This window comes from Lactobacillus johnsonii (assembly GCF_014058685.1).
Lineage (GTDB): Bacteria > Bacillota > Bacilli > Lactobacillales > Lactobacillaceae > Lactobacillus.
This window is the reverse complement of sequence record NZ_CP059055.1, coordinates 1,132,814-1,147,080: the sequence shown is the minus strand read 5'-3', so window position 1 is coordinate 1,147,080 and position 14,267 is coordinate 1,132,814. Positions and strand designations below refer to the sequence as shown.

Here is a 14,267-nt window from a genome sequence, read left to right as displayed (position 1 = left end):
ATTTGAAAAAGTTGGGAGTAAGACTTTTGAATAAAAAGAACCGCTTTATTACAGGTTATGCCGGACTTCGTGCTCTAGCCGTTATTGGAGTAATTCTATATCACCTTAATCCAAACCAGTTTATGGGTGGATATTTAGGAGTACCGATATTTTTAGTATTATCGGGTTATTTAGTTACAGACCATATGTTTCATGCCTATGAGGAGCGGGGAGAGTATAATTTCAAATCTTTCTACATCAGGCGAATCAAAAAATTATACCCTCAAATGATTACACTGTTGTGGGGATGTAGTGCCTATATCTTACTTTTTCAGCAGAATCTTCTAGCTAAGTTGAATCAAATAGTCGTTACTAATTTACTGAACGTCTATAACTTTTGGCAGATAAAGAATGGACAAAGTTATTTTGAACGATTTGCAGCTAATGAATCGCCATTTGTTCATTTATGGACCATGTCAATTGAAGGTCAATTTTACATTATTTGGCCCCTAATAATCTTTTTGCTAGTTAAGTTCGCTAAAAAGAAAAAAACAATTTTTTGGATTATTACAGCTGTAACTTTATTTTCTGCGTTAGAGATGGCATTTTTATTTAAACCAGGTGTCGATACAAGTAGAATTTACTATGGGACGGATACAAGATTCTTCTCTCTAGGTTTGGGAGCAATGCTAGCAGTTTTTTGGCCAACTTGGAAGTTAAATGCAAATCTAGAAAAAAGAGATCATTGGCTCTTAAATATTGTGGGAGCTATATCATTAGTAGCTATCTTACTAATGGCAACGAGTCCAATTTTTAATCCACAAAAAGCATTTGCCTATCGTGGAGGGATGTTCTTCTTTTCACTAGTAACAACGATTTTTGTTGGAATCATTGCTCATCCAGGCAGTAGCTGGAACAAGTGGTTAACTAATCCAGTATTTAAATGGATTGGGTCACGTTCATATGGAATTTACTTATATCAATTTCCAGTAATGATTTTCTTTGAAGATAAGGTTAAAGATATTGCCGATCATGTGGTTTTATATCATTCAATCGAAGTTATTTTAATTTTGATAATTGCTGAACTTAGTTATCGTTTTATTGAAAAACCATTTGGTCGAATTGATTGGGAAAAGGTTCGTCAATTCTTAACTAAGGCCTTAAATTTACGAGCAAAACACTATCAAGCAAAGATACTTTTCGCAACAGGGATAATAGTTTTTATTCTAGGTAGTTTTGGAATTTTAAAAGCGCCAACTGTCAAAGCGGAAAATCCTAATCACTCTCAACTAGCTAAACAGATTAAATCAAATCGGAGTAAGCAGCTAAAGAGTAATAAAAAATTAATTAAGGAAGCTCAGTCTAGAAAGAAAACAGCACCAACTTCAAAAGCTGATCTTATAAAACAAGCTAAGAAAGCGGCAGTTACCAAACCGGTAAATAAAGACTTTGAAAAATACGGAATTTCTCAAGTTGATTTACAACTAGCACAAAAAATTCAGGTGACTGCCATTGGAGACTCAGTAATGGCTGGATCTAGCCAAAACTTACAAAAATTGATGCCACATTTAATTATTGATGCAGTTGTTTCTAGACAATTGGGTGATACTATTCCACTTTTTGAACAATACAAAGCAAAGGGTGCTTTAAATGATAATGTGCTAATTGGCTTAGGAACAAACGGAGCCTTTGAACCAAAAGAACTTGATCACTTAATGCAAATTATTGGTCCAAAGAGACATGTTTTTTGGGTTAATACTCATGTGCCAACGCGTGATTGGCAAGATCAAGTTAATGGTGAACTAGATGCAGCAACGAAAAAATATCCAAACTTAACGATTATTAAGTGGCATGAGTTTGCTGGAAGTCATCCAGATTGGTTCTACGATGATCATACACATCCAACTCCAGAAGGATCGAAATTTTATAGTGCCTATATAACTAAAGTTTTAGTTACCGAAGGAAAATATTAGAAATAGGGTTTTCATGGAAATACAATTTTTAGGAACAAGTGCGGGGCAACCATCAAAAAGTAGAAATGTTTCTTGTACCGCACTAAAGTTATTAGATGAATTAAATGAAGTATGGCTATTTGATGTGGGAGAAGCAACGCAGCATCAAATTTTAAAGACTAACATTAGACCTAGAAAAGTAACGCGAATCTTTATTTCACATACTCATGGTGACCATATTTTTGGACTTCCAGGTTTTCTCTCATCTCGTTCTTTTCAAGGCGATGGTGGTCCACTAACAATTTATGGACCCGCTGGTATTGAACAATTTGTACAAACTTCTCTAAGAGTTTCTAAAACTCGCGTATCATATCCGATTAAGTATGTGGTTTTAAAAGAAGATGGCTTAATTTTTGAAAATGATATTTTTGCGGTCTACACAGCTCGTTTAGATCACCGAGTACCGAGTTTTGGCTTTCGTGTAGTTGAAAAGCCACGTCCAGGTGAATTATTAATGGATAAAGTGGCAGAATACAATGTGCCTAATGGACCGCTTCTTGGTCAATTAAAGGCCGGAAAAACAATCACATTAAGTGATGGTCAAAAACTAGATGGACGTGATTTTCTTGGAGAAGAGCGTCCAGGACGAATTGTGACAATCATTTATGATACTCGGCCAACAAAAAATATTGGTGAATTAGCAGATAATGCCGATGTTCTAGTTCATGAATCAACATTTGATGGTGGAGAAGAAAAAATGGCCCATCGCTATTTCCATTCAACTTGCTTGGATGCAGCTCGAGTGGCTCGAGATCATAATGTTGGAGAGCTTTATTTAACTCACATTTCTGCTCGCTATACTGGAAGAGCTGGTAGACAATTAGAACATGATGCTAGAAAGATTTTTAAACATACTCACTTAGCTAATGATTTAGATAATTTTGAAATCACATTGAGGGGATAATAATATGAGTAATTCATTAAGGGATAAAGTCGTAGTAGTTACAGGAGCTTCTAGTGGTATTGGACGCTCAATTGCTTTAGAAAGTGCAAGTCGTGGTGCAACAGTTATTTTGATGGCACGTCATCAAGATAAGTTAGAAGAAATTGCAAACGAAGCACGTCAGCTTTCTGGAAATGAAGTATATGTATTTCCAACAGATATTAGCAAAGCTGATCAAATTGATCGTGCCTTTAATGAAATTGTTAGTCATGTTGACCATATTGATTATCTTGTCAACGCAGCAGGTTTTGGTGTCTTTAAAGAATTTTTAGAGACTTCACCTCAAGTCGTAACTGAAATGTTTCAAACCAATGTTTTAGGTTTGATGTACTTCACTCGTCTTGTTGCGCGCGTCATGATCGATCAAAAGCAAGGGCAAATTATTAATTTTGGCTCAATTGCTGGAATTGTACCAACTACTAAGACTGCAGCTTACAGTGCTACTAAGGCGGCTATTATTCAATTTTCAAACGTTTTACGTCTAGAATTAAAACCTTTTGGTGTTAAGGTCATGACAGTAAATCCTGGACCAGTTTATACTAATTTCTTTAATATTGCTGATGAAAGTGGTTCTTACGTGAATAATGTTCAACGTTTCATGCTTGATCCAGATGATGTAGCTTGGCAGGTAGTCCACTTCTTTGGCTCTAATCGTCGTGAATTGAATTTACCTCTCAGCTTAGCTACCTTAGCAAAGCTTTACAAAATTTTCCCTCGTATTGGTGACTGGGCAAGTCTAAAGTTTGCTAGCAGAAAGTAGGGAAGAATGATGAATAAGCAAAGAAATTTAGTAATTGGACTAATTATCGTTTTAGTGCTTGTGATTTTTGCATGCCTAAATACTGAACCTGTAGCGATTAATTTTGGCTTTTTCCAACCTAAAATGCCTTTAATCATCGTCTTAGTGATTATGCTTCTATTAGGTGCTTTAGTATCACTTTTGATTGGCAAAGGAGAAAAAGTTTCTCCCGATGTAAAAAAAGCACTAGCAAAACAGAAGAAAGAATTAGATAATAAATATCGGAGTGAAATTGAATCTAGAGATAAACAAATAGCTGAATTAAAAAAAGTTAATAATTCTGAAGCTACAAAATAAGATTGGACTTGATTTATCAGCTCTTAGATTGTATCATTGAAATACGTGAGTATTTAGTGAATTTGTTTATTTAAAGGTTCGCAAGTCTCAATTCTATAAAAAAGGAGATCTAACTAATGGCAGTTCCTGCAAGAAAAACTTCTAAGCAAAAGAAACGTTCACGTCGTGGTCATATTAAATTAACCACACCAGCAATGCATTACGATGCTACTACTGGTGAATACCGTTTAAGCCACCGCGTTTCACCAAAGGGCTTTTACAAAGGCCGTCAAGTTGCTAACGAAAACAAGCAACAAAATAACGATTAATTAAAGACACCTTGGGGTGTCTTTTTTTATATAATTTTTGATTAAAGGAATAGGTATTAATGAAACTAGTTATTTTACACTCAAGTGATACGCATGGCTTTTTAATGCCAACTGATTATCAAGATAAAAACAATTATGATGCACCAATTTCACTTAGCCGAGTAAGTAGTGTCGTAAAAAGTGAAAAAGAAAAATATGGTGTAGATAATGTTTTAGTTACAGATAGTGGAGATTGTTTGCAAGGATCTCCTTTAGCTAGCTTTACACATAAGCTCCCTGAAGAGGAAGGATTACGTAAATTTACTGAAGCTTATAATGAAGTAGGCTATGATGCACGTGCATTGGGGAACCATGATTTTAATTATGGATTAGATTACTTGTCATATTACGTGGATAATAACCGTGCTCCGTTTATTAATGACAATGTTTTAGATGCAGAAACTAATGTGCCTTTTTTTGGTAAAGAATACACTATTATTGAAAAGGCTGGCCTAAAAATAGGAATTATGGGAATTACTACCCAATATATTTCTCACTGGGAATCAGAAGATCATATCAAAGGATTAAAGTTTGTTTCTGGTTATGATGTACTTTCTAAATTAGCTAAGAAATTGCGCCCACAGGTCGATATTCTTTGTGCTATGTATCATGGTGGCTTTGAGAGTGATCCTTTGACTGGGGAAGCAACTGAGCCCCACACTGGTGAAAACGAAGGATATAAGATTTTAACTGAAATTCCTGAAATTGATGTCTTTTTAACTGGACATCAACATCGTCGTTTAAACTTAGTTACCCGGGATACTGCAATTGTTCAACCCGGATATCGAGGAGAAGCTGTTGGTAAAGTAGTTATTGATTTTGACAAGGATGAAAAAGGCAAGGTCAAGATTAATGAGATGACTACTGAATTAATTGATAGCAAAGATTACGCCCCTGATACAGCTATTGAAAAGATTGTTAAGAGCCTTGATGAAGAGACTCAAAAGTGGTTAGATCAACCAATTGCTCACTTATCTGAGCCTGCTCCAATTGAAAATGCAATTAAGGGGAGAATCGAGGGAGCTCCATTCATTAACCTTATCCAGCAAATGCAGCTTTGGTTTACTGGTGCAGATGTTTCAGCTACTGCAATTATGTCAGAATCAGCTCATGGATTTTCAAAGAATGTTACTATGAGAGAAGTTTTGCTTAATTATCCATACGCAAATCAGCTTTGCATTGTTAACCTTACTGGAAAAGAATTAAAGGAAATCATTGAATATTCAGCTGGTTTCTTAGAAAAAGACAAGGACGGTAAAATTAAATTTATCGATCGCTGGATTACACCAAAACCAATGTTATATCATTTTGATCTTTTCTATCCTGTTAAATACGAAGCTGATTTATCTAAGCCAGTTGGTCAAAGATTGACTAAGGTGACTTTAGATGGTAAGGATCTTGAAGATGACAAGGTTTATAAGTTAGCTGTGAACAATTATCGTGCTCTCGGTGGAGGTTTCTACCCAGCTTACAGTATGGATAAAATTGAAAAGATCTTTGACCAAGATTATGTTCAAATGTTTAGTGAGTACTTAACTCATGATGATATTAAAGTAGATACAAGTAAGAATTATAAATTTTACTAAGAAAAAAAGCTGTTTCTTAATTGAAACAGCTTTTTTTCTTAGTAAAATTTAATTCAATTATAATTTACTATACTTACTTTTGTCTTTATGACTTTTGGCAGTAATGGCAGGAATAATAATTGCAAAGAGCAAGCCAAAGACTGCGCCAATAATCAAAGATTGCATAGGATTAAATTGCATCTGAGTTAAAGATGCAGCAATAAAACCGATAATTTCGCAAAAAATGCATGACCAAATCACTGTAATAATGTAGCGCATAATTTCTCCTTCTTTCGCTAGGTATCTTAGCAAAAATAAGATGTTTTAGCAAGCGAAGATAATAGAATTTGCTATACTTAAATTATCAGAAAGGGTGAGTATATGGGAGCGGTTAGTTTACAAAATTTAAGCGGTTTTACTCTACTTGAGAGTCCAACTAAAGTTAAAAATTTGGCTGAAAATGCTAAGAAAAAAGGCTATTCTGCGATTGCTTTAACCGATATCAATATTACTTATGGCTTGGTCGATTTTTATAAGGCAGCAAAAGATGTCGGAATTAAACCTTTGTTAGGGATGCAACTTAGAATTAATGGTTTAATTGATGAAGCTAATAAGTATGATCTCATTGTAATTGCAAAAGATGACCAGGGATATAAAAATATTTTACGTTTATCTAGTGCAGTTAATCTTTTAACTGAAAATGGCGAAAAAGAAAATGTTTTAACTTTCGAAGATTTAAAAAAATATCTCGGCCATTTAATTCTAATTACTCCAAGCAATTTACATAGTGAACTAAAAATGTTGCAAATTAATAATCCTAAAATGGGAGCAAATTATTTACGAAAGCTGCAAGATTCTCTTCCGAGCTCATCTTCCATGTATTTGGGAGTCTATGCGGATTCCGGACAGCAAGAATATATAAATTATATTCGCTCACTGGCTACACAATTTAGCTTACCTCTAACTGCTGTAGAAGATGGACAGTACCTTAACCGTAATGAGCAATTTTTAAGACGTACACTTCAAGCAATTAAAACTAATACTCATTTAGAAAATATAGAACAGTTGGCTAAACAAGCTGGTTCACACTATTTGAAAAATAGTGAAGAATTGCAGGTAAGTTATCGGAAGTTTGATATTGAAGATGCATTGAAGAATGCAGAAGAAATTGGAGAAATCTGTACTGCAGAAATTAAATTTCAAGATCCGCAACTTCCAAAATTTAAACAAAATAAGTTTCCTACTTCAAAAGAATATTTGCATGCTTTAGCTCAAGAGGGTCTTGCAAAAAGATTTAATAATAAAATTCCCGCTCAATATCAAAAAAGACTTGATTATGAATTACAAGTAATTAATGAAATGGGATTTGATGATTATTTTCTCATTGTGTGGGATGTAATGAATTTTGCACATAGTGTCCATATTACAACAGGTCCAGGGAGAGGATCAGCAGCTGGATCTCTTGTTTCTTATGCCCTTAGAATTACTGAAGTGGATCCAATTGAATATAATTTGCTGTTTGAACGTTTCTTAAATCCGGCTCGTCAGCAAATGCCTGATATTGACTTAGATATTCCAGACAATCGGCGGGATGAAGTAATTAAGTACATGTTTGAAAAGTACGGGATGAATCATGCAGCCCAGATTTTAACGTTTGGTACTTTAGCGGCAAAGCAGGTTTTAAAAGATGTTTGTCGTGTTTTTGGATTAAATAAGGTCGAAACCTATCGTTGGTTAGATGCCATTCCGCACTCTAAGGGAAAAATCACCTTAGCTGAGGCCTATCAAAAATCAAAAGAATTGCAGCTACTAGTGAATACGAATGAATTGAGTAAAATTTTATTTGCGACCGCCGAGCATTTAGAAAATTTACCAAGGCACTATTCAATTCATGCGGCTGGTTTAGTAATTACTGATGATTCCCTAGCTGAAATCGTAGGACTTCAAGCAGGTCCCCTAGGAATTCCCGTAACTCAACAGACAAAATCGAATGTTGAATCACTAGGTTTGTTAAAGATTGACTTCTTGGGATTAAGAAATTTAACGATTTTAGGGAATATTGTTGCAGCTTTAAGAGCGGATGGAATTAACATAAACCCTAACCACATTCCTCTGGATGATCAAGAAACACTTGACTTGTTTCAACGCGGGGACACGGATGCAGTGTTTCAGTTTGAATCTGATGGGATTAAGCGTGTCCTTGAACAACTTCATCCAGATAGTTTTGAAGATATTGTTGCAGTTAATGCCTTATACCGGCCCGGTCCAATAAATAATATTGATCATTTCATCAATAGAAAACATGGAAAGGAAAGGGTTCAATATCCTGACCCTAGTTTAAAGAAAATTTTAGGCACTACCTACGGGGTTTTGGTTTATCAAGAGCAAGTTATGCAAACAGCTCAAGTTTTAGCAGGTTTTTCTTTAGGAGAGGCTGATCTGTTAAGACGTGCAATGTCTAAGAAAAATGCAGATGTAATTCAGCGTGAACGAGCTAAGTTTATTGAAGGTGCAATTAAATTAGGCCGTAAAAAGGAAACCGCTGAAAAAGTTTATGACTACATTGCACAGTTTGCTAATTATGGATTTAATCGTTCTCATGCCGTTGCCTACAGTAAGATTGCTTTTTGGCTTGCTTATTTTAAAGTGCATTATCCCGGAGCCTTTTATTTAGCTTTGTTAAACAGCAATATGGGTAATCGAAATAAAATTGCACAATACCTAATGCAAGCTCAAGAAGCTGGAATTAAGATTTTGCCACCTGATATTGAAAATAGTAAGGCAGATTTTTCATTAGAGAATGGAAAAATTTTAGTTGGATTAAAGGCAATTCGGGGATTAAGAAGCGACTTATTGAAGCAAATTTTAGAAATTAAGCGTCCAATTAAGTCGATGACCGATTTTCTCTGGAAAATAGATAATAATTTGCTGAGTGCAGATGCGGTCGAAAATTTAATCAAGGCCGGAACTTTTGATCGACTAGCTCCTAATAGAAATGAACTGTTAAAAATAAATAAAGATTTAGTTGAGAGTGTAAAAATGGCAGGCTCAAATTTATCGTTATTCGAAACATTAGAGCCTAAAGTAGAAGAAGAAAAAATGCCAACTGCAGCTGAAAAATCAGCGATGGAAGTTGAAGCTATGGGTTTTAGTACTGGCATTAATCCGATTATTGCGGTTCAAAAATATGCTCGAAAGTTTAATGCAAAACGATTACAAGTTTTTGAGAGTAATGAACAAGGAATTGCAGTTGGAAAGTTAATGAAGGTTAAACCAATTACCACAAAAAAAGGTGATAATATGGCTTTTGCTGTTTTTAGTGATACTAGTGGCGAAAAAGACTTTACTATTTTTCCTCAAGTCTGGGAAAAAGTAGGTGAGAACTTGAAGATTGGTAAGATATATTTACTTCAAGTTAGGACACAAAGTGATCGTTTTAACCCTAACAAAATTCAATTTCTACTTTCTAATGCTCGGCAAGTTAATTTTAAAGATTAATTCAATTTTTTTAAAAGCAAGCAAAAGAGAGCCTAATAAGGTTGAAAGCGAAAACATTTATTTTATAAGGATTATTAGTGAAAAAATAGGCTTTTTTTTGAAGACATTGAGTAAAAAAAATGGTACGATAAAATCGATGTGAGTAAAACACAGAAAATCGTAGAGGTGAATTCATGAAACGGATTGGTATTTTAACTAGTGGTGGAGATGCCCCTGGTATGAACGCTGCCATTAGAGCTGTTACTCGTACAGCTTTGGCAAACGGTATCGAAGTTTGCGGAATTCGTTATGGATATGCTGGTTTAGTTGCTGGTGATATTTTCCAAATGACTTCTGAAACAGTTGCGGATAAAATTAGCCGCGGCGGTACTTTTCTTTATTCAGCTCGTTTCCCAGAATTTAAGGAAGAAGAAGTTCAACTTAAGGGAATCGAACAATTAAAGAAGCACGGAATCGATGCTTTAGTTGTCATTGGTGGTGATGGTTCTTACCACGGTGCATTGAAGCTTACAAGCCATGGCTATAATGCTATTGGTCTTCCTGGTTCAATTGACAACGATATTCCTTATACTGATTACACAATTGGTTTTGACACTGCATGTAATACTGCAATGGAAGCCATTGATAAGATTCGTGATACTGCAACAAGTCACCAACGTGTATTTGTTGTAAATGTTATGGGTCGTGATTGTGGGGATATCGCAATGCACGTTGGTGTTGCTACCGGTGCTGACGCAATTGTTATTCCAGAAGAACCTTATGACATTAAGGAAATTGCTGAAAACTTGAAGCAAGGATTTGCTAATGGTAAGAAACATGGAATCGTTGTTTTAGCTGAAGGTGTTATGGACGCTGAAAAATTTAAGGATGAACTTCTTAAATATGGTGACTTTGACGCTCGTGCTAATGTATTGGGCCATATGCAACGTGGCGGAAGCCCAACAATGCGTGACCGTGTAGTAGCAAGTGAAATGGGTGCCTACGCTGTTAAGTTATTACTTGAAGGTAAAGGCGGCTTAGCTGTTGGTATGGAAAACAACAAGCTTACTCACCATGATATTCTTGATTTGTTTGATGCAAAACACCACGGTAATTATGCGTTATACTCATTAAACAAAGACTTAGCCAAGTAGTTTTTGATTTTGTATTATAGGAGATTTTTTCAAGATGAAGAAAACTAAAATTGTTAGTACTTTAGGGCCAGCCTCAAACGATGTTGAGACTATTACTAAATTAGCTGAAGCAGGTGCAAACGTATTCCGTTTCAACTTCTCACACGGTGACCACGAAGAACACCGTGCACGTATGAACATGGTTCGTGAGGTTGAAAAGAAGACTGGTAAACTTCTTGGCATTGCTCTTGATACTAAGGGTGCCGAAATTAGAACTACTGAACAAGAAGGCGGCAAGTTCACTATTAACACTGGTGACACTATCCGTATTTCTATGGACGACACTAAGAAGGGTAACAAGGACATGATCCACGTTACCTACGATGGTCTTTACGACGATACTCACGTTGGTGGTCACGTATTAATCGATGATGGTTTAGTTGACCTTTTGATTAAGGACAAAGATGACGCTAAGAGAGAATTAGTTTGTGAAGCTCAAAACACTGGTGTAATCGGTTCTAAGAAGGGTGTTAACGCTCCTGGCGTTGAAATCCGCCTCCCAGGTATTACTGAAAAAGATACTAACGATATTAAGTTCGGTTTGAAGGAAGGTATCAACTTCATCTTTGCTTCATTCGTTCGTAAAGCACAAGATGTTCTTGACATTCGTCAATTGCTTGAAGAAGCACATTGTGAATACGTAAAGATCTTCCCTAAGATTGAATCACAAGAAGGTATTGACAACATCGACGAAATCTTAAAGGTTTCTGATGGTTTAATGGTTGCTCGTGGTGACATGGGTGTTGAAATTCCATTTATCAATGTTCCATTTGTACAAAAAGAATTGATCAAGAGATGTAACGCTTTAGGTAAGCCAGTTATTACTGCTACTCAAATGCTTGACTCAATGCAAGAAAACCCACGTCCTACTCGTGCCGAAGTTACTGACGTTGCAAACGCTGTTCTTGATGGTACTGACGCAACTATGCTTTCAGGTGAATCTGCAAACGGTCTTTACCCAGTTAAAGCTGTTAAGGCTATGGCTGAAATCGACATGCGTACTGAAAAGCAACTTGCTAAGCGTAACAAGTTAGCTCTTCAAAGATTCGAAGAATACAAGGGTTCAAACGTTACTGAAGCTATCGGTGAATCAGTTGTTAGAACTGCTGAAGAATTGGGCGTTAAGACTATTATTGCTGCAACTGAATCTGGTTACACTGCACGTATGATCTCTAAGTACCGTCCAAACGCTGATATTATTGCTATGACTTTCAACGACAAGATTCAACACTCATTAGGTGTTGTTTGGGGTGTAAAGCCAATGTTGACTGAAAAGCCTAAGTCTACTGAAGAAATGTTTGAAAAGGCAGCTGAACTTGCTAAAGAAACTGGTCTTGCAAAAGACGGCGACTTAGTAATTATCGTTGCTGGTGTTCCTTTGGGCGAAACTGGTACTACTAACTTGATGAAGTTACAATTAATTGGTACCCAACTTGTTAAAGGTTTAGGTGTTGGTGAACAATCAGTTATTGGTAAAGCTGTAGTTGCAACTTCTGCTGAAGAAGCTAACAGCAAAGTTCAAGATGGTGACATCTTAGTTGCTAAGACTACTGATAAGGATTACTTACCAGCAATTAAGAAGGCTTCAGGTATGGTAGTTGAAGCTTCTGGTTTAACTAGCCACGCAGCTGTTGTTGGTCTTTCACTTGGTATCCCAGTTATCGTTGGTGCTACTGATGCAGTAGAAAAGATCAAGGATGGTTCTAAGATTACTGTTGATGCTCGTCGCGGTGCTGTTTACCAAGGCGAAGCAACTAACCTTTAATCTGAATTAAATAGCTTATTAAAATAGTCAGCGAAAGCTGGCTATTTTATTTTTGTCTTTTTTTCCTTATACTATAAGATGATAGACAAAATAAAAGGATTGAGGCGCTATTATGTTAGGTGAAATAAGAAAAGGAAAAGTTACTGATGAAAATGAATCTGCTTTTTATGTGCAGGTTGAAGGGGTAACTTTTGAATTAAAGAAAATAGAAATTACACAAGATGAACCAATCCATTTAGGTGATGAAGTACAAGGCTTTATTTATGAAAATAAGGATAAAAAGAAAGAAATGACACAATTTTATCCTTTTGCTCAAAAAGATCAGTATGGTTGGGCAACTGTAACAGAAGTGCGCCGTGACTTGGGTGTTTTCTTAGATATTGGTTTGAACGACAAAGATGTTGTTGTATCTTTAGATGATCTTCCACTTGAAAAGGATCAATGGCCAAAGAAAGACGATCGCTTATTAGTACGTCTTGAAACTGATGAAAAAGAACGTATTTGGGCTAAAATGGCTGAAGAAAACGTCTTTGAGCAATTAGCTGCTAATTTCCCAGCACATTTAGAGAATAAAAATATGTCCGGAACTGTTTATAGAAATTATGAAGTAGGTTCCTTTGTAATTACTGATCAGTACTACTTAGCCTTTGTTCATAAGTCTGAAATGTTTCGTCCATTACGACTAGGTCAAAAGATTAAGGGACGTGTAATTGGAGTTAGTCAATATGGTAGATTGAACTTAAGTGTTCTTCCTCGTGGATTTGAAGAAATTGACGATGACGCACAAATGATCTTAGTAAGTTTACGTCGTGAAGCTACAAAAACTCTACCATTTTACGATAAGAGTGATGCCCAAGAGATTAAAAATCACTTTGGTATTTCTAAATCAGCTTTTAAACGTGCCTTGGGACATTTATTAAAGGATGGGTTAATTACTGAAGATAAAGATGCAGGAACAATTAGCTTGGTAGAAAAAGATGACTCAGACACAGATAATGAAGGATAATTTAGAAGATTATTTACGATTTAGTCAAGTAGAACGTGGCTTAAGTCCCAATACAATTGTTTCTTACCGAACTGATTTAGAAGAATATTTAAGTTATTTAGAAGATCAGAATGAAACAAGTTGGGAAGTTGATTATCTAGTAGTTGATGCTTTTCTTGCAACGCAAAAAGATAAGGGAAAAGCCACAACTTCAATCAGCAGAATGATCTCTAGCTTACGAAAATTTTATCAATGGCTTTTGCGGCAAGATATAATTGAACGTGATCCTTTAGTTAAAATTGATTCACCTAAAAGCGAACGTAGATTGCCGACAGCTCTTAGTGAGGAAGAAGTTACTAAATTGTTGGATGCTCCTGATACTAATACTGGTTTGGGGATTAGAGATCGAGCTATGCTTGAAGTGCTCTATGCAACTGGAATGCGGGTTAGTGAGTTAATTAATTTACGTACTGGCGATATTCACAGTGAGTTAAAAATTATTAGAGTTCTTGGTAAAGGATCAAAAGAACGTCTTGTTCCGATTACCGAAGTTGCTTTATCATGGTTAGAGAAATATCAAAAAGATGTCCGAGAGAATCAAATCTTAAAAAGCGGTCAATTTACTGATGTGATTTTCCTAAATAATCATGGTCATCAATTGACGAGACAAGCTGTTTGGCAAAAGATAAAAAAATATTGTCAACTTATCGGAATAACCAAAAATGTTACACCACATACTCTTAGACATACTTTTGCGACTCATTTGTTAGAAAATGGGGCGGATTTAAGAGTGGTTCAAGAAATATTGGGCCATAGTGATATTACAACTACGCAGATTTATACTAATCTGACGCAGAAACATATTTTGGAGGTTTACAATCAAGCACATCCACGTGCCTAACTAT

Annotated in this window: 12 protein-coding genes; 11 read left to right on the top strand and 1 reads right to left on the bottom strand. The window is 35.8% G+C overall.

The window, feature by feature from the left end; translation table 11 throughout:
- Positions 1 to 26: 26 nt before the first annotated feature.
- From H0I41_RS05305 to H0I41_RS05280, 6 genes are all read left to right on the top strand, one after another.
- Positions 27 to 1,952, top strand: a complete 1,926-nt coding sequence (locus H0I41_RS05305; RefSeq protein WP_135014717.1) for an acyltransferase family protein — start codon at positions 27 to 29, stop codon at positions 1,950 to 1,952.
- Positions 1,953 to 1,965: 13 nt separating this feature from the next.
- Positions 1,966 to 2,895, top strand: a complete 930-nt coding sequence (gene rnz, locus H0I41_RS05300; protein WP_004897463.1) for a ribonuclease Z — start codon at positions 1,966 to 1,968, stop codon at positions 2,893 to 2,895.
- Between the two features lie 4 nt (positions 2,896 to 2,899).
- Complete coding sequence (locus H0I41_RS05295; protein WP_162222163.1) at positions 2,900 to 3,694, top strand: SDR family NAD(P)-dependent oxidoreductase; 795 nt, start codon at positions 2,900 to 2,902, stop codon at positions 3,692 to 3,694.
- A gap of 9 nt (positions 3,695 to 3,703) precedes the next feature.
- Entirely contained in the window at positions 3,704 to 4,030 is a 327-nt protein-coding gene (locus H0I41_RS05290) for a lipopolysaccharide assembly protein LapA domain-containing protein (protein WP_004897460.1), read from the top strand.
- 116 nt (positions 4,031 to 4,146) lie between these two features.
- Positions 4,147 to 4,338, top strand: coding sequence for a 50S ribosomal protein L32 (gene rpmF / locus H0I41_RS05285; RefSeq protein ID WP_004894461.1), 192 nt, complete (start codon positions 4,147 to 4,149; stop codon positions 4,336 to 4,338).
- 59 nt (positions 4,339 to 4,397) lie between these two features.
- Positions 4,398 to 5,963 carry a bifunctional metallophosphatase/5'-nucleotidase gene (locus H0I41_RS05280; protein ID WP_135014713.1) on the top strand — a complete coding sequence of 522 codons (1,566 nt, stop codon included), beginning with the start codon at positions 4,398 to 4,400 and terminating at the stop codon, positions 5,961 to 5,963.
- A 57-nt stretch (positions 5,964 to 6,020) separates the two neighbouring features.
- On the opposite strand, the gene H0I41_RS05275 is transcribed toward H0I41_RS05280, so the two are convergent.
- Positions 6,021 to 6,221: a YjzD family protein gene (locus H0I41_RS05275; protein WP_004897457.1), complete on the bottom strand. Its 201-nt coding sequence runs from the start codon at positions 6,219 to 6,221 to the stop codon at positions 6,021 to 6,023.
- 102 nt (positions 6,222 to 6,323) lie between these two features.
- On the opposite strand from H0I41_RS05275, the gene H0I41_RS05270 reads away from it, so the two are divergent.
- The 5 genes from H0I41_RS05270 (at position 6,324) to xerD (ending at position 14,263) form a co-directional block, all read left to right on the top strand.
- A complete protein-coding gene (locus H0I41_RS05270; protein WP_135014711.1) occupies positions 6,324 to 9,440 on the top strand; it encodes a DNA polymerase III subunit alpha in 3,117 nt (1,038 codons plus the stop codon).
- 173 nt (positions 9,441 to 9,613) lie between these two features.
- Positions 9,614 to 10,573, top strand: a complete 960-nt coding sequence (gene pfkA / locus H0I41_RS05265; protein ID WP_004897453.1) for a 6-phosphofructokinase — start codon at positions 9,614 to 9,616, stop codon at positions 10,571 to 10,573.
- A gap of 34 nt (positions 10,574 to 10,607) precedes the next feature.
- Entirely contained in the window at positions 10,608 to 12,377 is a 1,770-nt protein-coding gene (gene pyk / locus H0I41_RS05260; protein WP_004897452.1) for a pyruvate kinase, read from the top strand.
- A 112-nt stretch (positions 12,378 to 12,489) separates the two neighbouring features.
- Positions 12,490 to 13,383: a CvfB family protein gene (locus H0I41_RS05255; protein ID WP_004897451.1), complete on the top strand. Its 894-nt coding sequence runs from the start codon at positions 12,490 to 12,492 to the stop codon at positions 13,381 to 13,383.
- Complete coding sequence (gene xerD / locus H0I41_RS05250) at positions 13,373 to 14,263, top strand: site-specific tyrosine recombinase XerD (protein ID WP_167739993.1); 891 nt, start codon at positions 13,373 to 13,375, stop codon at positions 14,261 to 14,263. Before H0I41_RS05255 ends, xerD begins: the two co-directional genes overlap by 11 nt.
- Positions 14,264 to 14,267: the final 4 nt, after the last annotated feature.